Below are 24544 nucleotides of genomic sequence, written 5' to 3'. Positions count from 1 at the left end.
ATATTTATGCAACGACAAGTTCTGAAAGAATCCTGTCAAGTGCTATTTCATAATTAATATTTTCTGTCAAAGATTTTTTGTTTAATGCAATTCTATTCTGAATATCATCAAATTGAGATATTTTTTTGTATCCTGTATTGCTGCAATAATTTCTGTAGATTTCCTTATAATTATCACTTCTATTCAGAAACTGTTCGCTGCAGCCGGACATTGTCGCCATTATATCCTCAACATAAGCAGAAATTATATCAAAAATATGTGCGATTATTAAATTTGAAAATTTCTTTTTTTCTCTTTTTTGTGATTCTTCGGCATCTTTTAAGAGTTTCGAGACATATTCTTCATCCATTCCGCTTTTTTTAATAAGATTAATTTCCTTTTTATGTTTCTCATTCAGCTCTGAAGAAAGTCCGTCCGTCATGCCGTCAATTCCTGCACTGAAATCAAGAACATCTTTTATATCTGCCTTCCCGGCAATGATTTTCCTTAAAAGTTCTTCAGTGACTGATGCAGCTTCAAGAAGTTTTGCACTGTATTCAAGTGAAATGCCGGAACTGAAATGCCAGTTAATTATCTGGCACCGGGATTTGATTGTTTTTCTTATTGCCCCGGGACTTTCTGAAAGCAGAATAAAAATCAGGTCCTCGCCCGGCGGATCTTCCAGTATCTTCAGAAACCGGTCTGCTATTCCTGCAGACATGGTTTCACATTCCTGTATTATTGTAATTCTGTGAGTGCTGCTGACAGCTTTTTTATTTATTTTCTGTTCGAAATCTTTTCTGAATTCTTCAGCGCTTAATGAAGTTCCGGAGGGTTTCAGCAAAAAAAGATCCGGATGCTTCAGATTAAGAATGTTTTTGCAATCTCTGCATTCAAGACACCCGTTATTTCTACATAAAATACCGCATGCAAACAAAAGCGCTATTTTTAAAAGTCCGTCCGGATTACTGCCGCTGAAAAGAAAGGCATGTGAAAGATTTTTTTTCCTCAGGCTGCGATTCAGCAGTTTTATATTTAAAACATTTTCCCGGTTGCCATCTTCCAGGAATTCAACATTTGCAATATTCAAAATATTTCACTTTCTTTAACTTTAAGTAATGCTATTTGTCTTTTTGTCTACCAGTTCTTTTATAAGACTGCTTATTTTCTCAATAGACATAAGACGTCCGTTTTCAACACATTCAAGAATTTTCCATTTATATTTTTTTGCCACAAGCAAAGCTGCTTCATAAGTTTTTTCCATATATTCTTCATTTTTTTCATGAATGTCTTTATCGCGCCTGCCCGTGATTTTATTCATCCTGTTTTTAATCAGATGCGAACAATGCTGTGGAGAGATATTTAAAAAAATTACAATATCAGGAACCGGCAACCTTAATTTTTCAAACTCCAGATCTGTAAGCCAGTCAAGATAATTTTCCCTATCTTTTTCTTCGTCAAACTTTGCTGCCTGATAGATCATATTGGAAGTAACATACCGGTCGCAGATTATAATATATCCTTCTTCGTAAAGCTTTTTCCATGAAGTATTAAATGAAGCAAATCTGTCCGCTGCAAAAAAAACTGATGCCGCATAAGGATTTACCTCTTCCGGATTTTTACCGAAATCACCATTAAGATACATCTTCACAAGTGCAGATGAATTGCTTTTATAGTCAGGAAATTCTATCATCATAGCCTTTCTTCCTTCATTTTTCATGTTTTCATAAAGAATTCCGGCCTGTGTGGCTTTCCCGCTTGAATCTACTCCTTCAATTGCAACAAGAAAACCTTTCCTGCAAATATTTTTTCTTAATCCCATAATAAAGCTGATTGCCAACCTTTAAAGAAAATTTACAGATTTTTCTGTTTTAATTAACTTGAATTTTTATTATATCATTTTAATTTTAATTTATTTTTTTCTTTTTTATAAAAAAGATATAAAAAATTAATAATTTTCGCATATTCTGGTATATTGATTTTTATATTTCATTTTTTAAACTATAATTTAAAGAATTAAGTAATCTCTTTTAATAATGATGAGGCCTGGTTTGCTAAAATTTAAATTTTTCCTCATGTTATTGATTCTTGTCCTGATTATGCTTTTTCTTTCATCCTGCGATCAGACAATCCTTGACATATACACTGAAGTCAATAGTGATTTCTCCGGAAAAAGAATTGTGGATATTGCCGTAAAAACAGAATATATCAAAAAAGGCGAAATTGCCATCGGTAATGACAAGCCTCTTTTTGATAAAATCTTTGACTCTCTCCCGGAAGGTGAAATAACTACTTCCGAGAAAGACGGATACACTCACTTTACTTCAGCGATTGATTTTGAAGATATTAATTTCCTGCCCCATGTATCAATAGACAACTTTTCAGAAAATCCACCTGATAGATTTTATGCAAAAATAGAAAAAGAGGAATCATTTTTTTCCATAAAATATTATTTTGAAGATTTTGTTGATATGAAAATTGACGAATCAGTTCTTAAATCAGGAGGAGTAAACTCAGATCTGTACCGTCTGGACAATATAGTTAAAACTGACAGAGAAATACTGAAAATCACTTACCAGATAAAATTTCCTTTCAAAGTTTTAAAAAGCAACTCTGATTTTACCGGCGATAACAGGATAGCGGTCTGGGATATCAAATACGGGGAGCAAAAGTTTATAAGAGTTGAGGGAGAAAAAACCAAGCTGCTTTCATACTTTCTTCTTGTAATACTTGGAATAGTTCTGCTATTCATACTATTTCTCATAATTGCAATAATATTTAATGCAACAAGGAAAAAAATAGAAAAACGCAGATCCAAGCCTTTGTATAGTTACGATAATTATTTTAAAAAAAACAGGCAGGACAAGTTCTGATTTTTTAAAAGCATTTTGTTTTAAAAAAACTATTTAATTAAAAAACCGGAAAATTCCGGAATAAAATGACTGGGAGATGACTTAAAACTCCCATCAGAAAAAGAAGATATCTTATTTTATTTTTAAAGCAGGAGATGAAATCCTTTTAAACAGCATATATTGCATATATTGGATCCTTTTAAGCAGCATATAGCATATATCGGGTCAAGAGATGCAACACACAGAAGAATCATTGAAAGTATAAGAAATAATGAAAACCTGCCTTTTAAAATAAAAGACTCAGCAATTTTGTAGTTCCCTCCCCTGTACCGCCGGGCAGAAAAAAGCCTGCTTTATCAAACCGTTAACACCTGTAGAAGGTTAAAGCCTGCAGCCTTAATCAGTCTTTTTATCTGACCCTTTATTTTTGTTATTTTTATAACTTTCATTTTTTGACGGACATTCCGGATTTATGCATAAATTCCAGGGCTTTCTGCCCTTTCTGATAACTCTGATAACCGGATAACTGCACGTTTTGCATGCGGAATCAGTTGTCAGCACAAGCCCGTTCTGAGGCATTGAAAAAGACTGTGTGCACTCAGGATAATTGGAGCAGCCGATAAATTTTTTCCTGGTTTTATTTGACATCCTTATTATAAGATTGCCGCCGCAGTCCGGAGACTGGCATTTTCCAACTATTTCATCACCTTTGATACCATCCTTTATTGCTTTCCCGATCTCCTTTTTCTTCTCAATAAGGATTTTCATTATTTCCTTTAATTTATTTTTTGAGATATCTACCACTTCCGACTTTTCAAGCTCGCCTTTTGTTATGGCATCCATATCCATTTCAAGTTCAGACGTCATATCAGGAGTTGTAATCCTTGATGCATAATCCTTCAATGCGCTTATTACTGCAATAGCTTTGTTCGTCGCCTCAAGAGGATTGCCTTTTACATATCCCCTGCTTATCAGATTTTGTATAATCGAGTGCCTTGTTGCTTTTGTGCCAAGATTGGACTCTTCCATCTTTTCAACAAGCCTGCCCTGGGAATATCTTGTCGGCGGTTTTGTTTCTTTTGCATTTATCTCTTTTTTTGCTACAGAAAGATCCTCTCCCTTTTCCAGGTCCGGCAAAACCACCTCCGCATGCTTATAGTATGGATAAAATTTTGTCCAACCCTCATCAAGCATTGTCGAACCGTTTGCAATGAATTTAAAACCGTTTATATCGATATTTACAGCCATGCTCTTGACTGAAGCTTCCGGGAGAAGCGTGCATGCAAATCTTCTTACAATAAGCTCATAAAGTTTCCATTCATCACTATTTAAGTCCTTTCTGTCTGCAGATGCTACAGGATATATGGGAGGATGATCAGTGGTTTTTTTCATCCCTCTTGTAGGCTTCAGTTTCTTCTGTGAAAGAACTGCATCAAACATCTCCTTAAAGTCCTTATTGTTTTTTAGATTTGAAATAGTATCTCTTAAATCTATTGTTGAAGGATACACCGTATTATCTGTTCTCGGATAGCTAATGAAACCATTTATATAAAGACTTTCCGAGGTATTTATTGTTTTCTGTGCGGAAAATCCCATAGAGCTCGCAGCAACTATAAGACCGGTGGTATTCAGCGGAGCCGGTGGTTTTATTGATCTGGTAACTTCTTTTATTGCAGAAATACTGCCTTTGTCCCCGACTTTATCAAATATTTTCTGCGCTTCTTTTTCATCAAGTATTTTTTTCTTATAATAAAAAGCTTCAAATCTGTCTCCGTTCTGTTTTTCAAGAACCGCCTTAATCTGCCAGTAAGGTACTGAAACAAAATTTTTTATCTCCAGCTCTCTTTCCACCAGAATAGCCAGGGTGGGCGTCTGAACCCTTCCTACAGAAAGAAATTTTTCCCTGAGCTGAAAAGATGAAAGAGAGATAAACCTGGTGAGAACAGCGCCCCATATAAGATCGATATCCTGCCTTGCCATTCCTGCAAAGGCAAGATTTAAATCCAGCTTGTCCAGATTTGAAAATGCATTTTTTATGTCTTTCCGGGTGATTGCCGAAAACCTTGCTCTCTGCACAGGTATTTCCCCGAATTTGTTTCTCAAAAGATCATAAGCATCATAACCGATAAGCTCTCCTTCCCTGTCAAAGTCTGTTGCGATTATTATGCTTTCCGCCTCGCCTGAAATTTTATTTAAAGCCTGAATTATCCTTTTTTCGATCGGCTTTTTTTCAAGAGCTGCATCAATAAGATCCTGGGGAGGCACTTTTATCCAGTTTGCATATTCCGGGGGAAATTCAACCTGAAGAATATGTCCTTTAAGCCCTATTGATTTAAAGTCTGTATTATTAAAAGAAAAGGAATGGACAGGAACACCATATACTTTTTCTTCTTTTACTCCATTGTCTGAAAGGATCTGCGCAATTCTTCTTGCTGCTATTTCCTTTTCGCTTATTATCAGTCTCAATATTTCTCCTTAAATATGTTGCCGACAGAATACTGTAATTTTTTGTTTATGAAAACCTATATAAGGATAATAATAAAAATAAATCAATACCAATTATTAAAAATATAAATTTGAAAATAGATTTATAACATTAAAAGAAGATTTTTAAAATATCAAGCATATTGACAATTTAAAATCTCTTATTTTTAATTAAGAAGTCTTTTATGGTTATGTTTTATTTTTTTTAATTTATATTTTAAAATAGGTAAACATTATTTTTCCTTATTCTCTGTAAGATGTCCTGTAAAGACCGGCTGGCAGCAGGCCATCATAGAATAATAAAATTCAATATATGGATTAATGGAATGAATAAAAACATAGAGCTTATAGAGAGCATTAACAGGCTCAGAAAAGAAAAAGATGCAGTAATACTTGCTCATAATTATCAGATCGGCGAAGTACAGGATATTGCTGATTTTGTTGGCGATTCCCTGGAACTCAGCATAAAGGCATCTGAGGTAAAGAAGAGCACCATAGTATTCTGCGGTGTAAGATTTATGGCAGAAACCGCAAAAATATTAAATCCGGGCAAAAAGGTCCTGCTTCCCGATGACGGAGCCGGATGCCCTATGGCAAATATGATTAGTGTGAAAGATGTAAGAAAGCTCAGAAAAGAGCATCCCGACGCTGTAATAGTCTGCTATGTAAATTCAACAGCCGAAGTCAAAGCTCTGGTGGATATATGCTGTACAAGCGCAAATGCTGTCAAAGTAGTAAGCTCTATACCTGCCGACAGGGAAATAATTTTTATCCCTGATAAATATCTGGGCACTTATGTCATGAGTCGGACAGGAAGAAAGATGATCTTCTGGAGGGGATACTGCCCCACTCACATTATGATAAATGCAAAACTTCTTATTCAGCTTAAAAAAGATCATCCGAATGCAGAAATACTTGTTCATCCTGAGTGCACCCCCGAATTAACCGATATTGCGGACAAGGTCCTCAGTACAGGCGGAATGCTGAGATATGTGCAGGAATCTTCAAATACTAAATTTATCATTGGTACCGAGATAGGAATGATACACAGATTGCAGAAGCTTAATCCTGAAAAGACATTTTATCCTGCTCAGAAAAACACTATATGTCCGAATATGAAGCTTATTAATCTGGAAAAAATAATGTGGTCTCTTGAAGACAGTGTCTATGAAATTAATCTGCCCGATGAAATAATTAGAAAAGCCAGAACTTCTCTTGAAAAAATGCAGGAGTTTACAGGATAAAAAAATGGAAATAAAAAAAACATTTCCCCGTTTCCTGGTAAATCCTTCGTATTATGAAAGGATACATGATTTTTCTGACTGCATAATAATCGGCAGCGGGATAGCCGGATTATCCACTGCCATAAGACTTTCAAATCATATAAAGGTTAAAATTTTTACAAAAAGCTCTCTGTCCGAGTCGAATACCTGGTATGCCCAGGGAGGTATTGCAGCTGCAATAAAGAATCCTGACAACTGGAAAAAGCACTATGAAGATACCATGGTTTCCGGACAGGGTCTCTGCGATAGCAAGGCCGTTAAAACGCTTGTAAAAAGCGCCCCCGAGATGATTGAAAATCTTATTGAAGACGGAGTGGCTTTTGATATAGTCAATGGTGAAATCGGGCTGACCCTTGAAGGCGGTCATTCCAGTCCCAGGATTCTTCATGCAGGCGGAGATGCCACAGGCGAAGAAATCGAAAAAAAGCTTATAATATATTCCAAAAAAATAAATAACATTGAATTCTATCTTGAGAATTTTGTACTTGATATTCTCACATCTGATGATTCGGTCTGCGGGATAATAGTTCTTAATTCAGCTACAGGCAAAATTGAGATTCACCCGTGTTCAAATATTGTCATCTCAACAGGAGGAATAGGGCAGCTCTATAAAATCACAACAAATCCTGTAGTCAGCACCGGAGACGGTATTGCAATGAGTTACAGAGCCGGTGCCGAAATAAAGGATATCGAATTCATTCAGTTCCATCCTACAGTATTCAGGACAAATGATGACAAGCTTTTCCTGATCACTGAAGCGCTCAGAGGAGAGGGAGCTTTTTTAAGGGATACGGACGGAAACCGTTTTATGATAGGAAGACACCCTCTGGCTGAGCTTGCACCCAGGGATATTGTTGTAAAAGAAATGACAATAGTAATGAAAAAAAACAGGAAAGATTATGTATTCCTTGACGCAACACATATCGACAAACATCTGCTTAATATAAGATTTCCCAATATAGTCAAAAAATTAAAGGAAAACGGTCTTGATTTAAAAAAAGATCTGATAAAAGTTTCGCCTGCAGCACACTATCTCAATGGCGGCATAAAAACCACGCTTGACGGAGAGACTAATATCAGGGGTCTTTTTGCCTGTGGAGAGACTGCCGCAACAGGAGCGCACGGAGCAAACCGCCTGGCAAGCAATTCTCTTATGGAGGGCCTTGTTTTCGGAACAAGAATATATAACAGGATACTTAAAAACATCAAAGACAGGAATCCCTCCGGAAACAATAGAAATAGTTCAGCTGAATCAGAAGATTTTATAAAAGTCATTAAAAAAATTATTATTTCAGAAGAATCGAAACAACAAGAAGGATTCTATGGCGCTGATAATAAAGCAGAATTAAAAAAACAAAAAACAGCAGTCAGCGATGACTCTGCAGGCAAAGAGGTGACAGACAGGATAAGAGAGAAGCTGAGATATTTTATGACAAGCAGAGTCGGCATACTTAGAGAAAAGGAAAGGCTGGAAAAAGTACTTGTTTTTGCCGACGAACATCTTGAAAATCAGTCTTTCTATAACAGAACCGATATAGAAACAAATGAGCTGCTTAATATGTTTTTCGTCGCAAGACTTATTATAGTTTCAGCACTTTTAAGGGAAGAAAGCAGGGGAACCCATCAGCGATGCGATTTCCCTCAAACCAACGATAATAACTGGAAAAAACATATTATCCAGAAGAAAAATGATATTTATTTTGAACCCGTGAACTGAGGTAAAAAATGAGAAACAATATTCCGGAAATATATACAGAAGGTTATGATGATATTGTAAAAAGAGCGATAGCTGAAGACATTGGAGCATACGGAGATATAACATCAGAATATATTTTTGAAGAAGACAATTCTTCCCGTGGTTTTATAATCTGCAAAGAAACAGATGGAGCTGTCCTTTGCGGTATCAAACTTGCAGAATATGTTTTTAAAACAATCGATCCTTCAGTCGCTTTTAAGATGCTTAAAAATGATGGAGACAAAATAAAAAACAGGGAGAAGGTATGTGCCTTTCAGGGAAAGACACTGTCTGTTTTAAAATCTGAAAGAATATCGCTGAATTTTATCAGCCACCTTTCCGGGATAGCAACCCTTACAAGAAAATTCGCAGATATAGCTTCCCGTTACGGAGTAAAAGTCACGGAAACCAGAAAAACACTTCCGAATCTGAGGCTGCCTGAAAAATATGCAGTCAGGTGCGGAGGTGGTTTTAATCACAGATTCAGCCTGTCTGACGGAGTCGTAATCAAAGATAATCATATCCTTGCAGCCGGAGGCGTATCAGAGGCAATTGAAAAAATACGTTCAAGAGTCCCTCACACATTAAAAATAGAGGTCGAGGTAAAAACCAAGGAAGAGCTAAGACATGCAATAAAAAGCAAGGCTGATATTATTATGCTTGACAACATGAATAATGAAGAATTAAAAGAATCTGTAAAAAAAATAAGGGAAAATCTTGGAAAAGCATGCATTATTGAAGCTTCCGGCGGTATAACACTTGAGACGCTGGAGGAAATCTGCAAAACAGGAATAGATATTGTATCCGTGGGAACGCTTACCAATTCTGCAAAAGCAGTTGATTTTTCTCTTAATTTTGAATAATTGGCATATATTTGTTTTATATATGCAGGATAATCAGGAAATTTTCTTTTTTATCTCTTCTATTTTTTCCAGAGCTGCAATTCTACCGACATTTATTATTTCCTTTGCCCTGCCAAAATCAAAAACGCCAAAATCACCGGTATGAGGCTGAATTATAATATTAGCTCCCGGAAAGTATTTATCGTAAATTTCCCTTTCCATAAGAGCAAGGGAAACGTCCAGAGTATGGAGTATTGACGTTTTTGCTGTGGGAACTATTTTTCTTTCAAGATTTTCAAGCGCAACCGCAATAACAAAATTCACGTCCATTGTCCTGACGGCATCTATGGGAACCGGCTCAACAACACCGCCATCTATCAGGACCTGCTCATTTCTTACAAGAGGCTCAAATACTCCCGGTATCGCTATGGAAGCCTTCACAGCTTCAACCAGTCTGCCTTCCTTAAGAAAGACTTTTTCTTTTGTAACAATATCCGCAGCAACTGCACAGAAAGGTATGCGACACTCTTCAAATGTTTTCTCCCCAAGCAGCCTTGAAAGCACCCTGTTTACTTTCCTTGAGTTTATGGCGGGAAGGTTGGGAATTGTAAAATTGGCACTTATAAGAAACCTTTTCCAGTCATTGGAATCTATAAATTCAAGTATTTCCTTTATTGGTATTCCTAAAGCATAAAGGGATCCTACTACTGAACCCATGCTTGTGCCCGAGATAGCAGATATATTTATACCTTCATGTTCAAGCACTTCAAGAACTCCTATATGTGCAAATCCCCTGGCCCCGCCCCCGCTGAGAGCAAGACCGATTTTTTTTGTTTTTTTCCAGAACCCCATGATTGTATTATAAATCAAAAAAATTTTTTTTAAATGAGCATGTAAGCAAAAATATTTAATTTAATATATGAATAAATCATATCTTAAGAAGATCAGGCCGGTATATGTGTCTTTATGGCTCGGTTTTGCTTTTATCTTGCAGGAAGCCTGTTTGATTATGTCCACTTAATACTTTACAATAATAATACCGTTCCTGAGAGATACCTCACGGTATCCGATTTATCTTTATACAAAACAAGTTGTGAAATTAAATTATGTTTTCATTAAAAAAAATTTTTATAAAAACTTCAGTCATTCTGTTTTTACTTGTTTTCATCTCCACCGCAATGATATTTCCGGGCTGTATAGCAATAAAAAAATCAAGCCTGAATTCAGAGACTTCTGCTACAGATCAACATCAACAGGATGTCGATAATGCAGATGATTTGGAAACAGAAATAATCCCGACTACTGCCATGACAGCCGAGGAAACCACTACGACAAGCACCATTGCATTTAACAGCAATAAACCTGCAAATAGCGGCAATATTAATGATATTGAAACGCAGAGATATTATTTTATTCTGGGAGTGGAGGCATTTGAAGAAAAAGAGTATACGAAGGCACAATACTATCTTGATAAAATCAAATCCATATACCTTGTACTGGAAGATCATATAAGATATTACCTTGCAAAAAGCATGCTGCTTCAGGAAAAATATGATTTAAGCGCACTAAATTACCAGTTTGTAATTGATAATTATAAAGACAGTATATTCAGGGAAAAATCTTATATTGAACTTGCAGACTCGTATTATATGAATGAGAATTTTGCCGTTGCAGAAAAAAAGTATGAAGCTTATATTAAAGAATATCCCCAATCTCCCCTGACTCCTTACGGACTTTTTCAGCAAGGTGTATGTATGGAAAAAAATAAAAAGCTAAATGAGGCATATTCGGTATTTAAAAAAATATATCTTGATTATCCTGAAACCGAATATGCTGTTTATTCATTTGATAACCTGAACCGCCTTGCAAATATTGAAGGGCTGCCGCAATTCAAGCCTGCTGCAGGTGAATTATACTCAAGAGGAGAAAAACTTTTTAAAATATATTATTATGATCTTGCTCTTGAGTCTTTCAGTAAAATACTCCAGGACAGCGGTCTGAAAAACTCTAATCCCGATATTTATTCCAAAACTCTTTTCAGGACAGGAATGAGTTTTTATAATATGAACAATTATAAAAATGCAAGAGAATATCTGCAGAGAAACTATGACAGCTATCCGGGAGGCGACCTTGCAGATGATACTCTTTATTATCTCGGAAGGTGTCTTACCAATCTTGATGACAATGAGGGCGCCATAAGAACTTATAAAAAGCTCATTGAATTATTCCCTTCAAGCAACTTTGCCGATGATGGCCTGTACAGAATAGGAAGAATATCTTATATAACGAACGACTTGCAGAATGCCGCATTTTATTACCAGAGAATAATAGATGAATATCCGTCGGGCGATAGGATATCCGATGCATACTGGGAGCTGGGATGGATAAAATACAGACTTCAGGATTACGAGGGGGCCCTTTTTACTTTCGATGGTATGTCAAAACATTTTAAAGGCACGTCACTTGAAGAAAAGAGTCTTTTCTGGAAAACAAAAAGTCTTGAAAAGCTTGGAAGAAAAGAAGAAGCTGCCGAAGGATATAAAAGTTTGTTTTCCATCAATCCTTTTTCATATTATGGCTTCAAATCGGCAAATGCACTGAAAGATATCGGCATTGACATAACCTTCCCTGTAATAAACAAAGAGCTTAACCCTGACAATCCTGAAATTGCCGGAACAATACCTGAAATATACGAATACCTTGAACCTCAGGTCATTGTTTCAGAAGAAGATGCAACCCACATAAACAAGGCAAAAGAATTATTATTCATTGAATTTTATGACAGCGCCGCTTCAGAGATAGAAGCTTCGAAAGAAGAAACAGATGCGGATCCTGCAAAGATCCTTGAAATTTCTACCCTGTATCTCAAAAGCAGGGATTATGAAAATTCAATTCTGCTGATTCAGAAGAATTACAAAAAATTATCTTCGGCTCTCACAGGCAGCCGGAAGGATTACTACTATTATCTTTTCTATCCGTTCGCTTACAAAGAATATGTCAGAAAATATGCCGGAACTTATGGAATTGATGAAAAATTCATTCTTGCCATTATGAGGGAGGAGTCTCGTTTTAAAGCCGATGCAGGCTCACATGCAGGCGCACAGGGACTTATGCAGATAATGCCGGCAACCGGAAAAAATATAGCTGACCAGCTCGGCATAAGTAATTTTAACAATGATATGCTGCATGATCCTGAAACAAGCATAAGAATGGGGACTTATTATATTGCACAACAGTTAAATAATTTTGGAAATAATAAATACTATGCCCTTGGAGCTTATAACGGAGGACCCGGGGCAATGCAGAGATGGATAAACAATTACGGCGGGCTTGATATTGATGAATTCATTGAAAATATAACCTACGATGAAACAAAAAACTACATCAAAAAGGTAATGGAAAGCTATTATATTTATGAATTGATGTATTGATCTTAATAATATTCATCCCGGTAAGCTGTTCAGATAATTCTGAAAAATACTTTCAGAAAGAAAAGCCAGAGAGTTATGGTAAGAGCCGAAGCTATTGTCGACAGAATCAATGCTGACGAAATAAAATCAGAATCAGAATCATATTCCTTTCCCATTATATATGCAGCGACTGCAAGAGGCATACCGAATAAAATCACCGTGATGCTTATATCCACCGGATCTATTGCATATACATACTTCCCGATAAAAAAAGCAATAAGAGGTTCTGCCACCAGTTTTAATACTATGGCCAGTATTAAAAATTTAAGATTAAGCTTTATGTGGGAAATTCTGAAAGAGGCCCCGATTGTTATAAGTGCAAGCGGAATTGCAAGCCCGGCAAGCATATTCAGAAGTTCAAGCAATACTTTTGGAAGCGGGATGCTGAAATAAGAAATTAGTATTCCTGCTATTGCCGCAATAAGCAACGGGTCTTTCAGAAAGCTTAGAAAAAATCTGCCATAATTTTTTCTTTCATTATCCTGTCCGCCAAGAATTTTTAAGAATATAATCGCAAATATAATATTTACAGGAGTCATAAACCCGATTATTATGCTTGTCTTCGCTCCCGCAATGTCTCCAAATGCAGATATGATGATCGGTATTCCGACAAAAGCCATATTGCATCTGAAGCTTGATATTGCAATGGCTCCTTTTGTTTTTCTTCTGACTTTAAGAAAATAAACAGAAATGAAAACAATAACAATAAAAATAGCAAAAGTAGTATAAAGTATCTTTACGATACCGATATTGAAGATTTCTTTTAAATCATATTTTACTATGCTTGTAAAAATAAGTGTCGTAAGGCCAAGATAGTAAGCTATTTTGTTTAAGGCAGGAACTGCCCTATCTGAAATTATCCCTCTTCTCCTGAAGAGATATCCTATCGCCACTACTGCGAAAATAGGTATTGTGACACTCAGCACATCAACAAAAGTTTTTAAATAAAAATTCATTTTAACCTTTTTAATATTTCTCTTTCAGTTTCTTTCTATTGCTCCCATGAGATAATCACAAACTTCCATAAGACCGTTTCGCCTTGAGCTGCCATTGACCAGAGAAGCAGTCCTCTTTGCTTCGGCAAGATAATGAAATACTTTCTGCCTGACCATTTCAACAACTTCAGAACCGTTTATTAATTTCAATACCCTGTCGGCATCATCCTCGGAGAAATCTTTTTTCCCAAGCAGGTTCCTGATTTCGGAATTTATTTTTTTATCCCTTAATGCATAAATTATTGGCAGGGTTATATTTCCCTGTCTTATGTCATTGCCGACAGGTTTGCCTATTTTATCTGCAGGCTTGTTTATATTTATATCTATCAGGTCATCATTTATCTGAAAAGCCATCCCCAGCAAATTCCCGAACTGTCTCATTTTATCAACATCATCTTCTTCTGAACCTGACAAAATACCACCCAGAACACAGCTTAATTTAAATAAAGAGGAAGTTTTCTCATTTATCTTCGCAAGATAGACTTTTTCAGACTGCTCTATAAGGCTTTTGGTTTTAAGCTGGTCAAACTCTCCCATTACAAGACTTTGTGAAGCATTAGACATTTCCTTACATATCAGATGATTAGAGTAACCGTTCAGCAAATAGAAGGCATATGTAAAAAGATAATCACCTGCATACCTTGCCGTATCTTTGTCATAAATATTATGAATGGTCTTCCTGCCTCTTCTTAAAACAGAATTATCTATTATGTCATCATGAATTAGTGATGCGGTATGAAGCATTTCAATACCCGCGGCGGCAGGCAAAAGAAAATCAATATTATATTTTTTATTTCTGGCACATATCAGAAATAATGCCGGCCTGATTCTTTTGCCCCCGGCAAGAAGTGTTCCGGCAATCGCTTTGCCCGGCAGACCATCCATGTCGCTTACGATGGATTTTATATAATTACCAAGAATCGCAAGATCCTTTTTTAAAAATAAGGTTTTTTTAAAATTACTGAACATAAAAAATAAATTAATATAATTTTTCGGTCAAAACAAAAATCAGCCATTGAAAAGGACTGCCTTTATAATTGCATGCCATTTGAAATTCTTTTTTGTAAAAGGAAATTCCAGTTCTTTCTTGTCGCAGACTGTTGAAAGACTGTATTTCATCGCCTTGCCTCTAAGGCTTTCAAAACTTTTACTGTCAGAAATATTACTGCCGTCAGAGATTATTTTGTCTATTTCAGACATTATATCCTTTGCTGCAAGTATTCTTTCTTCATTTTCCTTCATTGCTTTACTGCTTATGCTCCCCGCTTTTCCCTTGAGGGCATTCAGTCCTATCGCACAGTCGTATGTAGCCTCAACCATCTCATCTCTTGTAAGAAATCTGCTGTCATAATTGAGTATGTATTTCCAGGAAGGCCTCGTTATTGCCTCAATATGATCTGCAAGAGTTTTTTCGGTAATCGTATAGCCAAACTCATCGGGATTTTCAAAAGCCCTGCTTCCGGGATCTATAAAAGGAGCCATTGGAGAGATAAAAGGCATAAATCTTTTATCCCATTCAAGTGCCTCATAAAGTTCCCTGCAAAAATCTACGGTCTGCATTATTGATTTTTTAGTCTGGCCCGGCAGTCCTGTCATGAAATACAGGTCGTATCTTTGAGCCCCCTTCTCAAGAGCATATTTTATGCCTGAAACAAGCCTGTCATTGGAAAACCGCTTCCCCATTTTCTGCCTGACTTTCTCATCATGTGAATCAGGCGATATTTCAAAACAAAAATAATTAAAATTTTCAGCAACCCTGTCATAAAACCATTCATTCGGAGGTTCAAAAAATTCGAAAAATATCTGCATATCTTTATCTAATCTTTTTGTATTTTTAAAAAATTCTTCAAGATAATCTCTTCCTCCCTGTGTTATATCTCCAAGTATAAAAACAGGAGCATCTATATATTTCCGGATAATAAGTATTTCATCAATAAGTTTTTCAGGATGTCTGAATGCAGGTCTTGTTCTTCTGCCAAACATTTCAAAAGCATTTTTTGAGCCTCCGCAGCCCGAACAATTCTTGTTGCACCCTCTGATGATCGGTATTGTAGTTACCGGATAATCCATCCAGCCGCTGAAAGGAATAACAGATTTAAGGCTTTTATATCTTAACACCTGTTTGAACATTATTCTGTAATCAAAATCAATTTCATCAAGATCTTCCGATATGCAGCTTAAAGGATTTTCGTGAATCCCGTTTTTATATTTCCAGACAAGATTTGGTATTTGTCTTAAAAATGAAAAATAATTATCGCCTTTTTTAATTGCGCTCATAAGCTGATACAACGGTTCTTCGGCAGAGTCGCCTCTCAGTATGAAATCAACATGAGGAAAACTTATAAGCTCTTTGTAAAAATAAGAAGATGAGAACCCCCCGAAGATAACAGGGATGTCCGGATGATATTTCTTTATTATTTTAGCTACTTCATTGGAACCCTGACAGTGTGGAAGCCAGTGCAGGTCTATCCCGAAAGCCTTTGTTTTTATTCTGCTTATAAATTTTTCTGCATCAAAATTTCTGTCTGACATCATGAGATAAGCCAGATTTATAATCCTAACGCTTATTCCTCTTTTTTCAAGATAATTTGACATTGTAAGAAAGCCAATGGGGTACATTTCAAATATGGGTGAGGAGGGAACAAGATCGCTCATGGGACCATAGAAAATGTTCTTCTTTCTGAAGTCATACACGCTTGGAGCATGTAATAATGTAAGATCCGATTTTATCATCATACTTTACCTGTGAATTTTAATTACCGGCACTGATTTCCCGAATGAGTCTGAATAATCCATATAAGCTTCTAGGCTAATTTAAAAAATAATTTTAAAAAATTTTCTTTTATCCATTCAGGCTCAAGCCTGTTTATCTTTATATTCAGGCTCTTTCTTAAGTCATCTGCTTTATTTAAAAAATCCTCGTCATATTTAAAATGACTGCTTTCAAAAGACTCCGGCGCTGCCTGTCTGACATAATCAGTCAAATCATTATATGTCTTTAATAAAACCATTTCATTAATAATCATGAGAAAGTCTTTTGTTTTATCTGCTGTAACATCAAAATTGGATACTCCTATCCCGGTAAAAAATATTTCTTTTAATAATGCGTTTAACATTCTCACTTCCGAAAAACCTTTATTGAAAAACCAGGCATTATTCCTGCCGCAATCAAAAATATCTTTTATTTTCTGATGAACTATCATTCTGGATCGGTGGATTGAAAGTATTGATTTCAGTATGTTGTCAAAAATAATGAAATTATCAAAATTAATAAGATATGCTATTGCTCTTGAATAAAAGATATCGCCGAAAAGAAGCTCTATGGTATAATTTTTTTCACTGTTCTCCGACCTGCCTGAAACCTTACGGAATGTGTTTTCATGTGATGTATGCATGTTGAGACCGATTGCAAGAAGCTCTATTCCGGTAATAAGACTGATTATTTTATATGTATCAAAAAATGTAATATTTTCTCTGCCATCAAGAGAATTATTGATTTTAAAATTTTTGTCCGGAATAAAATCCGGGATATCTTCTATATTAAAAAAAGCAAGAAAAGCCGAGCCGTAAAATAATTCCGGGCAGAAAAACCTTTTCAAATCATAATTATAATAACTGTTAAGGATCTTTATTTCTTCAGAGATTATTTTGTTAATTTCAAAGATTATTTTGTTTTGATTTTCCAAATTGCCGCTTTAGTTCTTTTTGCCTTAAAATTTTTACTTTCCCTCAATTTCTCCCGGAGCTTTGATAATTCTAAGGTTTTTCACCTTTTCTCATATCAACAACCCTTCTGGCTTTTCCCTCACTTCTTTTGATAGTCTTGGGTTCTTTCAGTTTTACGTCAATATTTATGCCTATTGCCGAATACAGGCTGTGCTCAATTGATGACTCGAAATATTCAAGAGTCTGCATCTTTTCCGAGAAGATATTTTCAGGAACTTCCACCCATACTTCTATAAAATCCAGGAAATTTCTTTTTTCCACAATAATAAGATATTGGGGCTCTATTTCCTTTACATTAATTAAAACTTCCTCAATCTGTGAAGGAAATACATTTACCCCTCTTATTATCAGCATATCATCAGATCTTCCGATGGGTTTTGCCATCCTGGCATGAGTTCTTCCACACTCACATTTATCATAAACAAGATTTGACAGATCTTTTGTCCTGTATCTGATTACAGGCATACCTTCTTTTGTAATTGTTGTAAAAACCAGTTCCCCTGTTTCTGATTCCGGCACATTCCTGCCTGTTTTTGGGTCAATGGTCTCAACAATAAAATTATCTTCTGATACATGCAATCCTTTTTTACAATAGCACTCACAGGAAACTCCCGGACCTATCACTTCGCTCAGACCATAAATATCATAGGCATCAATTGACAGTCTTTTCTCGATTTCCTTTCTTATCTGGTTTGTCCATGGCTCAGCACCAAAGACGCCGGTTTTAAGGGGAAGTTTTGAAAAATCGACTCCGAGCTCTTTTCCAACTTCTGCAATATGCAGCGCATAGGAAGGGGTGCAGCAAAGTACCTCAGGCAAAAAATCCTGCATTATTTTAATCTGTCTTTCAGTATTTCCTCCGGACACAGGAATTGCAGTTCCGCCCAGCTTCTCTATTCCATAATGAAGACCGAGGCCGCCGGTAAAAAGTCCGTAGCCATAACTGTTTTGAAAAATATCGCCTTTTCTCAGATTTAAAGAAAAAAGCTGCCTGGCAATTATGCTGCTCCATATTTCAATATCCTTGTCTGTGTAAGCCGCTACCGTTGGATTACTGCTGGTTCCCGATGATGAATGTATTCTTACAATTTCACCAAACGGTCTGGCAAACATTTTATAAGGATAGTTCAGCCTTAAATCTTCCTTAGTTGTAAAAGGTATCTTCTTCAGTTCATCAATACTTTTGAAATTGTATGGATCAACACCGCAGTCATCCAGTCTTTTTTTGTAAAACAGGACATTTTCATAGACGTTTATCAATGTGTTTTTAAGTCTTTCCGTCTGTATTTCTTCAATAATTTTTCTGTCTGCCGTTTCAATGTTTTCATTGAAAAATTCCAAAACCATTTTGATTCCTCGCTATTATTTAATCATGACGGCTGCCCGTATAAGTTTTTATCCTTAAGAGTAATTTACAGGTCTTTTTCAATCCATACAGATAGAAAAGCCTTTTTCAACCAGCAGTTTTTCTGCTCTGTCAAGTTCAGGGGCACTCAATACTATTCTTGTGCCGGCAATAACATATACATAATCTATGTTTATCCTTGCTTCAGAAAGAGCATCAAGAACATTCAGCAGCTCACCCGGTCTGTCTTCAACTCTTATGCATATTGCATCAGCTACATGGGTTGTAAAACCGGCTTCTTTCAAAGATGCCCTTGATTTTTCAATATCTGACACTACCAGTCTCAGGATGCCATAATCTCTTGCTTCCGTAGTTGAAAAACCCTGAAGATTTATATTTTCCCTTTTCAAAATTCTTGCAACCTCAGCAAGCCTTCCATGCTTGTTTTCCAAAAAAACGGTTAGTTGTTTTATCGGCATTTTATACCTCCCGAAAATTATTAATAAGATTCCTGCCTGCCATAAAAGCATTTAAGTTTATTTCGATAATTGCCGAAGGGATGATATCTTTTATAGCATTTTCCCAGCTATCAGTGCTTATGGGAAGAAAATTTGAGAAAAAACCAAGCAAAACTGTATTCATTGTCTTGCTTTTACCCAGCCGCCTGGCAATTTCAAATGCATCTACCGGAAATACATCCGGCGTAAATTCTGAAAGAAGCTCTCTTACATTGTCAGGATAGGAATAATCTCCGCCATAAACTGTCGAAGGAAAAATCCTGTAAGTATTATATATGAATATGCTTTCTTTTTTAAGATTATCCAGGCATCTCAAAGACTCAACTTCTTCCAGTGCAATAATATAGTCTGCATGATCAACTGTAGGGGAAAAGACTTTTTTGCCAAACCTTATGCTTCCGACAACACTTCCCCCTCTCTGGGCCATCCCGTGCACTTCTGAAACTTTTACATCAAACCCTTCAAAAAGACAGGCTCTTGCCATTAAGCCCGTAGCCAGAAGTATGCCCTGTCCCCCAACACCCGCAAACAGCACAGAGATTGTTTCTCCTCTTTTTAAAATCGAAACCGATCTCTTTTTATATTTATTAATACTTTTGTCAGCTAATATCATTATTTCGTTTTATTGAATCCCATGGACAAATTTGTGAGCAGACGCCGCAGCCTGTACAGACCGTCCGGTTTATAAAATATTTATCGTTTTCAAATCCTATTGCCGGACATCCTGTCCTGATACACATTCCGCATTTTTTGCATACGGAATCATCTATATAAAATTTCCCGGGATTTTCCGTTTTGTTTATCAGGGCACACTCCCGGCGGCAGATTATTACAGAAAGCTCTTTCCTTTTTAATTCTTCCTTTATTATTTTTTCAAGAAGTCTTACATCATATGGATCTGTTATCCGTATGTTTTTTACCCCAATGGCTTTTGCTATTTCTTCAGGAAGTATTGTATGGGTATCTTCACCCATAAGCGTTTTTCCTATGCCCGGATTTGTCTGATGACCGGTCATTGCAGTAGCTCTGTTGTCAAGTATTATTACAAGGCCCGTCCCTTTGTTAAATACATTATCTATAAGTGACGTAATCCCCGAATGGAAAAAAGTAGAATCTCCTATTACCGAAACGACTTTATTTTTATAATCCTCGTTTGCTTTTTCAACACCAAGTGCCTGCCCGACTCCGGCTCCCATGCACAGACAGCTGTCAAGACTGCTAAGAGGAGGTAAAACCGAGAGAGTATAGCATCCGATATCTCCCATTACTATTACTTTCAGTTTTTTTAAAATATGAAAGACCGGTCTGTGCGTACATCCTGCACAGAGAACCGGCGGCCTTGGAGGAATTGTTTTTTTAACCGAATTTTTAATCTCCGTCTTATATTTTTCCTCTGTCAAACAGGAATTTTCTTCTTTAAACTCTTTTATTCTGTCTTCAATATTTTTTAATGTAAGTTCACCGGGAGAGTTTTTGATGCCTGTGCTTGAAATAAAATCATTTAAATTGTCAAGTATCTCAACATTGAGTTCGCCATAATCAGGGAAAAAAGATTTGCCTATTACTCTGCAGCCGGTAAAACAGGCTTTTATCTGTTCCTCAATAAAGGGTTCAAGCTCTTCAACAACTATAATCAAAGATTTGTCGCTCAAAAAATCTCTTATCAGGTTAAAGGGAAGAGGATTTGTCATCCCTAATTTCAATATCGGATAATTCCTGAATGCTTCAGACGCATACTGAAAACAGACACCGCCGGTAATTATTCCTATTCCGCAGGAGGACTTTCCGTCTTTCGAATCTATAATTCTGTTAATATCCGTTTTATCTGAAAATTCTTTAAGCTTTTCATATTTTTGAAGAAGAATCCTGTGTCTGCTTCTGGCAAAAGCCGGAATCATAACATACTTTGCCGGATCTTTTTTATAAATTCTGTCAGTCTTTTGTTTTCCCGTTTTGCCTTTTCTGACTACTGAACCTGAATGGGATATTCTTGTTGTAGTCCTTAACAAAACCGGTATGTCAAATTTTTCACTTACTTCAAAAGCTTTAATCAGAAAATCTTTGCATTCCTGACTGTCTGCGGGTTCAAGCAAAGGTACTTTTGCCATTTTTGCATAATATCTGTTATCCTGCTCATTCTGGGAACTGTGCATGCCAGGATCATCTGCAGATATTATTACCAGACCTCCGTTGACACCAGTATATGCAAGAGTCATAAAAGGGTCTGAAGCAACATTAAGCCCCACATGCTTCATTGCAACTATAGCCCTTTTCCCTGCAATGCTGGCGCCGGATGCAACTTCAAGGGCAACCTTTTCATTAACGGACCACTGACAGTAAATACTGCCTGATTCAGCAATGTTTTCCAGTATTTCCGTTGAAGGAGTTCCGGGATAAGCGCTTGCAAATCTGACACCGGCTTCAAGAGCACCCAGCGCAATGGCTTCATTTCCGGTAAGTATTGCAACTTCCTTTTTCAATATCAAATCCTCTGGCTGCTGCAAAAATTTTAATAAGTAATTTTAACAATTTTTTGAAAAAATAATAAACTTAATATATAACAATATTGTTTTTAAAAGTAAAGTAAAGCTTTCTTTATTTAATTGCATTTTTAAGTTAATATATTAGTCCATGAAAGCCAGAATAAGAAAATCTCAAAGAAGAAGAAAATTAAGATATGATATTATAATAGTGTTTTTTATAGCACTGGCGGCTTTGCAGTTCTGGACGCTTAAATCTTTCTATAAGGAACTTAAAATCGAAATTCCCCAGAATCTTTTCAAATCGTTTATTAATTTCCCCCTCTCCGAAAATATCCGGGGGAAAGAAACGGAACTGGCTGATTTTAGAAATAAGGATCCGGATGATGCCACAGGTGCTGATTCTGAATCAGGCTCAGACAGTGCTCTTGCAACAACTGAAGAGTTTTCAGATATTGGAGAAACTACCACAGCAAATGAAACAGGGGCATTTGAGCTAAGTGACGAACAGAAAAAAATTGTATTGAGGGTAATGAAGCTTCTTGAGGAGGATATTGAATATCAGTACCAGTTTTATGCGGATACCGGTTATCCTGATGATAAATACTGGATATCGACTGATGTTGTTTCGGTTGTTTTGAAAGATTGCGGTTATGATTTAATGGAGCTTGTATATGATGATATGAGCAAACATATAGATGCTTATCCGATGAATATCAAAGGCAGCAAAAATCCTGATAAAAAAACAGACTTCAGGGTTGTATATTTCCAGCAGAAATTCTTCCAACGCAATGCGCTTGAGCTTCCGACAGAATTTGATGCCTCGGATCCTGCAAATATCCTTCAGTGGCAGCCCGGGGATATTGTATATTTTACTGTTGATGCTGAAAATCCGGGAAAAAATATAGCAGGCATGCTTTCAAACCATAGCAGTCCGGAAGGTGTTCCTCTTGTCATAATGATAACAAAAGACCTGGGAAAAATAACCGAAATCAATGCCTTGGCTGAAATGGAAGTCAGTGGACATTACAGATATCCCTACCCTGAACTAAATCAGTAAAAAAATATTTGACACAGGTTCGAAATTATATATAATATAAATATGAAACGATTCATAATTATAAAAAAGGAATTTCAGAGGGAGGTGAAGCAAATGGAGAAAGTAAAGAAAGTAGCATCATTTATTTTTCTTAACTACTGGCTGGTTTTTGTAGTTCTGGCTATTCTGGGAATAGGTATTCTTGTAAAATAAATAAAACCAAAAAGTAATAAAAAGCAAACTGCGCTGGTAAATAAAATCAAATTAATTTTACTGGTGCTTTTTTATTTTATCTAGCCTCTTATTCTAAACGGATTAAAGTCTGTCCTGTGATCATAGTGATCGATATTTTCTTTTCTTTTCAGAAAACAAACTATCCCGTATGTTGCAGGTGTCATTATTATTTCAAGGCCTACCTTGAAAATATAATTGGAAATGATTATGGATAATAAAAGATCCCATGAGTATAATCCGGCAAATGCAATCAGGCAGAACAATGCCGTATCTACTGCCTGACCGGCTATTGTTGAAGCAATCGTCCTTGCCCAGAGCCATCTTCCTTTTGTAAACACCTTCATCTTTGCCATTATAAAGGAGTTTAAAAACTCGCCGGCAAAATATGCTGCCAGAGAAGCTCCTACTATTCTTGGTGTCTGTCCAAGTATTGAAATATAGGCATTTTGAAGATTCCAGCCCTCGGCCGGTTTCAGCACTCCTATCAGCCATAGGACAAGGGACATCAGAAAAGCGCTGAAAAAACCTACCCATATTGCTTTTCTTGCTTTTTTATAGCCGTATACCTCTGTCAGAACATCTCCGAATATATAAGAAAGAGGAAATATGATAGTCCCGCCATCAAAAGCAAACTTCCATATTTGCGTTATTTTCGTAGAAGCAATATTTGAAATAAGCAGCACAGCTACAAACAGGCCCAGTATTATTTCAAAATACCGGGTTTGCTTTTCATTCGGCGAATTTATTTTACCTGATTTATTCCTCATCCAAATAATCCGGCAACTTTTAAATTTTTGTAATAAAAACCAATTATATATATAATATTGAATTATCTGTCAAATGAATATTCATTTTATATATATAATTTACAAATAATTTTTAAAATATCTTTGGAGGGAATAAATGCACGGAGATAATTCTGAAAAAAAGAAATTTGATTCAAAGGTTTTTGCATATATTATCGGAGGCGCTGTACTGGGCGGTGCTGCAGGGTATGTCATCAGCAAAGTAGGAATAAAAAAAATTGCAGAATTTTTAAAAGAAAAAGAAGTCATTCCTAAAAATATAAGCAAAATAATAGATGATTTCGATTTTAAATCATTCACTGCAAAAAATACGGACAATGCCTTGAAAGATATAATGGATGAATAATTGTTCTGATTTTAATCAATCTTCTTCTGTCTGTTGTTTTTTCCACCATCTTCCGGGGATTCCGTTGCCGGCTGAAAACTATCCCTCGGATATTTCCTGATTATTGTTGCATAATAAATAATTGCAGCTATTCCGGCTGCAAGCGGAATTACAAGAGTTACAAGAAGAATTATCAGCCAGGTTGACCTTGGATTATCCTCCGGATTTGGAAATTCTTCATTCTTTCTCTGAGATATATCTACAATTCCTATTATCCAGAAAACGAATAATGTAATAAAAGTTGCTGCCATAAATACAATAAAACATATGTAAATTCCCATGAAACCGAATAAAGTACCGGCTATTATCTGGCTTTCATTTGCTGAAACAAGCACGACTCCTCCTATCTATGGATTTTTAAAACAGTTGTT

At 36.2% G+C, this 24544-nt stretch carries 21 protein-coding genes; 7 read left to right on the top strand and 14 right to left on the bottom strand.

Going from position 1 to position 24544, the window contains the following annotated elements; all coding sequences use genetic code 11:
* Window positions 1-4: 4 nt before the first annotated feature.
* Both GXZ93_05985 and tmk read right to left on the bottom strand, forming a co-directional pair.
* The gene (locus GXZ93_05985; GenBank protein ID HHT79323.1) at window positions 5-1069 is read right to left on the bottom strand and encodes a hypothetical protein; all 1065 of its coding nucleotides are present in this window, start codon (window positions 1067-1069) and stop codon (window positions 5-7) included.
* 21 nt (window positions 1070-1090) lie between these two features.
* Window positions 1091-1801 (bottom strand): dTMP kinase, encoded by a 711-nt coding sequence (tmk, locus tag GXZ93_05980; protein ID HHT79322.1) that lies wholly within the window; start codon window positions 1799-1801, stop codon window positions 1091-1093.
* A gap of 229 nt (window positions 1802-2030) precedes the next feature.
* Here tmk and GXZ93_05975 point away from each other — a divergent pair, with 229 nt between their 5' ends.
* Window positions 2031-2852 carry a hypothetical protein gene (locus GXZ93_05975; protein ID HHT79321.1) on the top strand — a complete coding sequence of 274 codons (822 nt, stop codon included), beginning with the start codon at window positions 2031-2033 and terminating at the stop codon, window positions 2850-2852.
* A 375-nt stretch (window positions 2853-3227) separates the two neighbouring features.
* Here the strand turns inward: GXZ93_05975 and GXZ93_05970 are convergent, their stop codons facing one another.
* The gene (locus GXZ93_05970; GenBank protein ID HHT79320.1) at window positions 3228-5297 is read right to left on the bottom strand and encodes a DNA topoisomerase I; all 2070 of its coding nucleotides are present in this window, start codon (window positions 5295-5297) and stop codon (window positions 3228-3230) included.
* A gap of 344 nt (window positions 5298-5641) precedes the next feature.
* Here GXZ93_05970 and nadA point away from each other — a divergent pair, with 344 nt between their 5' ends.
* From nadA to nadC, 3 genes are read left to right on the top strand one after another with little or no spacing between them, the layout of a single operon-like run.
* On the top strand, window positions 5642-6559 hold the full coding sequence (gene nadA / locus GXZ93_05965; protein HHT79319.1) for a quinolinate synthase NadA: 918 nt from the start codon (window positions 5642-5644) through the stop codon (window positions 6557-6559).
* 4 nt (window positions 6560-6563) lie between these two features.
* Complete coding sequence (gene nadB, locus GXZ93_05960; protein HHT79318.1) at window positions 6564-8315, top strand: L-aspartate oxidase; 1752 nt, start codon at window positions 6564-6566, stop codon at window positions 8313-8315.
* A gap of 8 nt (window positions 8316-8323) precedes the next feature.
* Window positions 8324-9196, top strand: a complete 873-nt coding sequence (gene nadC / locus GXZ93_05955) for a carboxylating nicotinate-nucleotide diphosphorylase (protein ID HHT79317.1) — start codon at window positions 8324-8326, stop codon at window positions 9194-9196.
* A 33-nt stretch (window positions 9197-9229) separates the two neighbouring features.
* On the opposite strand, the gene GXZ93_05950 is transcribed toward nadC, so the two are convergent.
* Entirely contained in the window at window positions 9230-10045 is an 816-nt protein-coding gene (locus GXZ93_05950) for a patatin-like phospholipase family protein (protein ID HHT79316.1), read from the bottom strand.
* A 236-nt stretch (window positions 10046-10281) separates the two neighbouring features.
* On the opposite strand from GXZ93_05950, the gene GXZ93_05945 reads away from it, so the two are divergent.
* Window positions 10282-12606, top strand: a complete 2325-nt coding sequence (locus tag GXZ93_05945) for a transglycosylase SLT domain-containing protein (GenBank protein HHT79315.1) — start codon at window positions 10282-10284, stop codon at window positions 12604-12606.
* Between the two features lie 29 nt (window positions 12607-12635).
* Here GXZ93_05945 and GXZ93_05940 read toward each other — a convergent pair whose 3' ends face one another.
* The 8 genes from GXZ93_05940 to iorA all read right to left on the bottom strand — a co-directional run bounded on the left by GXZ93_05940 (window position 12636) and on the right by iorA (window position 21709).
* Complete coding sequence (locus tag GXZ93_05940) at window positions 12636-13601, bottom strand: AEC family transporter (GenBank protein HHT79314.1); 966 nt, start codon at window positions 13599-13601, stop codon at window positions 12636-12638.
* A 24-nt stretch (window positions 13602-13625) separates the two neighbouring features.
* A complete protein-coding gene (locus tag GXZ93_05935) occupies window positions 13626-14609 on the bottom strand; it encodes a polyprenyl synthetase family protein (GenBank protein HHT79313.1) in 984 nt (327 codons plus the stop codon).
* 39 nt (window positions 14610-14648) lie between these two features.
* Window positions 14649-16376 (bottom strand): TIGR04190 family B12-binding domain/radical SAM domain protein, encoded by a 1728-nt coding sequence (locus tag GXZ93_05930; GenBank protein ID HHT79312.1) that lies wholly within the window; start codon window positions 16374-16376, stop codon window positions 14649-14651.
* Window positions 16377-16444: 68 nt separating this feature from the next.
* Window positions 16445-17326, bottom strand: coding sequence for a hypothetical protein (locus tag GXZ93_05925; GenBank protein HHT79311.1), 882 nt, complete (start codon window positions 17324-17326; stop codon window positions 16445-16447).
* A gap of 70 nt (window positions 17327-17396) precedes the next feature.
* Window positions 17397-18707, bottom strand: coding sequence for a phenylacetate--CoA ligase (locus GXZ93_05920; protein ID HHT79310.1), 1311 nt, complete (start codon window positions 18705-18707; stop codon window positions 17397-17399).
* 84 nt (window positions 18708-18791) lie between these two features.
* On the bottom strand, window positions 18792-19190 hold the full coding sequence (locus GXZ93_05915) for an ACT domain-containing protein (protein HHT79309.1): 399 nt from the start codon (window positions 19188-19190) through the stop codon (window positions 18792-18794).
* Window position 19191: 1 nt separating this feature from the next.
* The gene (locus GXZ93_05910) at window positions 19192-19764 is read right to left on the bottom strand and encodes an indolepyruvate oxidoreductase subunit beta (protein ID HHT79308.1); all 573 of its coding nucleotides are present in this window, start codon (window positions 19762-19764) and stop codon (window positions 19192-19194) included.
* A 64-nt stretch (window positions 19765-19828) separates the two neighbouring features.
* A complete protein-coding gene (gene iorA / locus GXZ93_05905; protein ID HHT79307.1) occupies window positions 19829-21709 on the bottom strand; it encodes an indolepyruvate ferredoxin oxidoreductase subunit alpha in 1881 nt (626 codons plus the stop codon).
* A gap of 151 nt (window positions 21710-21860) precedes the next feature.
* On the opposite strand from iorA, the gene GXZ93_05900 reads away from it, so the two are divergent.
* Window positions 21861-22769, top strand: a complete 909-nt coding sequence (locus tag GXZ93_05900) for a DUF1287 domain-containing protein (GenBank protein HHT79306.1) — start codon at window positions 21861-21863, stop codon at window positions 22767-22769.
* A gap of 272 nt (window positions 22770-23041) precedes the next feature.
* Here GXZ93_05900 and GXZ93_05895 read toward each other — a convergent pair whose 3' ends face one another.
* Entirely contained in the window at window positions 23042-23749 is a 708-nt protein-coding gene (locus tag GXZ93_05895; protein HHT79305.1) for a queuosine precursor transporter, read from the bottom strand.
* Window positions 23750-23885: 136 nt separating this feature from the next.
* Here GXZ93_05895 and GXZ93_05890 point away from each other — a divergent pair, with 136 nt between their 5' ends.
* Window positions 23886-24134: a hypothetical protein gene (locus GXZ93_05890; GenBank protein HHT79304.1), complete on the top strand. Its 249-nt coding sequence runs from the start codon at window positions 23886-23888 to the stop codon at window positions 24132-24134.
* Window positions 24135-24145: 11 nt separating this feature from the next.
* Here the strand turns inward: GXZ93_05890 and GXZ93_05885 are convergent, their stop codons facing one another.
* Entirely contained in the window at window positions 24146-24508 is a 363-nt protein-coding gene (locus GXZ93_05885) for a hypothetical protein (GenBank protein HHT79303.1), read from the bottom strand.
* Window positions 24509-24544: the final 36 nt, after the last annotated feature.

This window comes from Actinomycetota bacterium (assembly GCA_012837825.1).
GTDB lineage: Bacteria > Actinomycetota > Humimicrobiia > Humimicrobiales > Humimicrobiaceae > Humimicrobium.
This window is presented reverse-complemented; position numbering and strand designations above follow the sequence as displayed.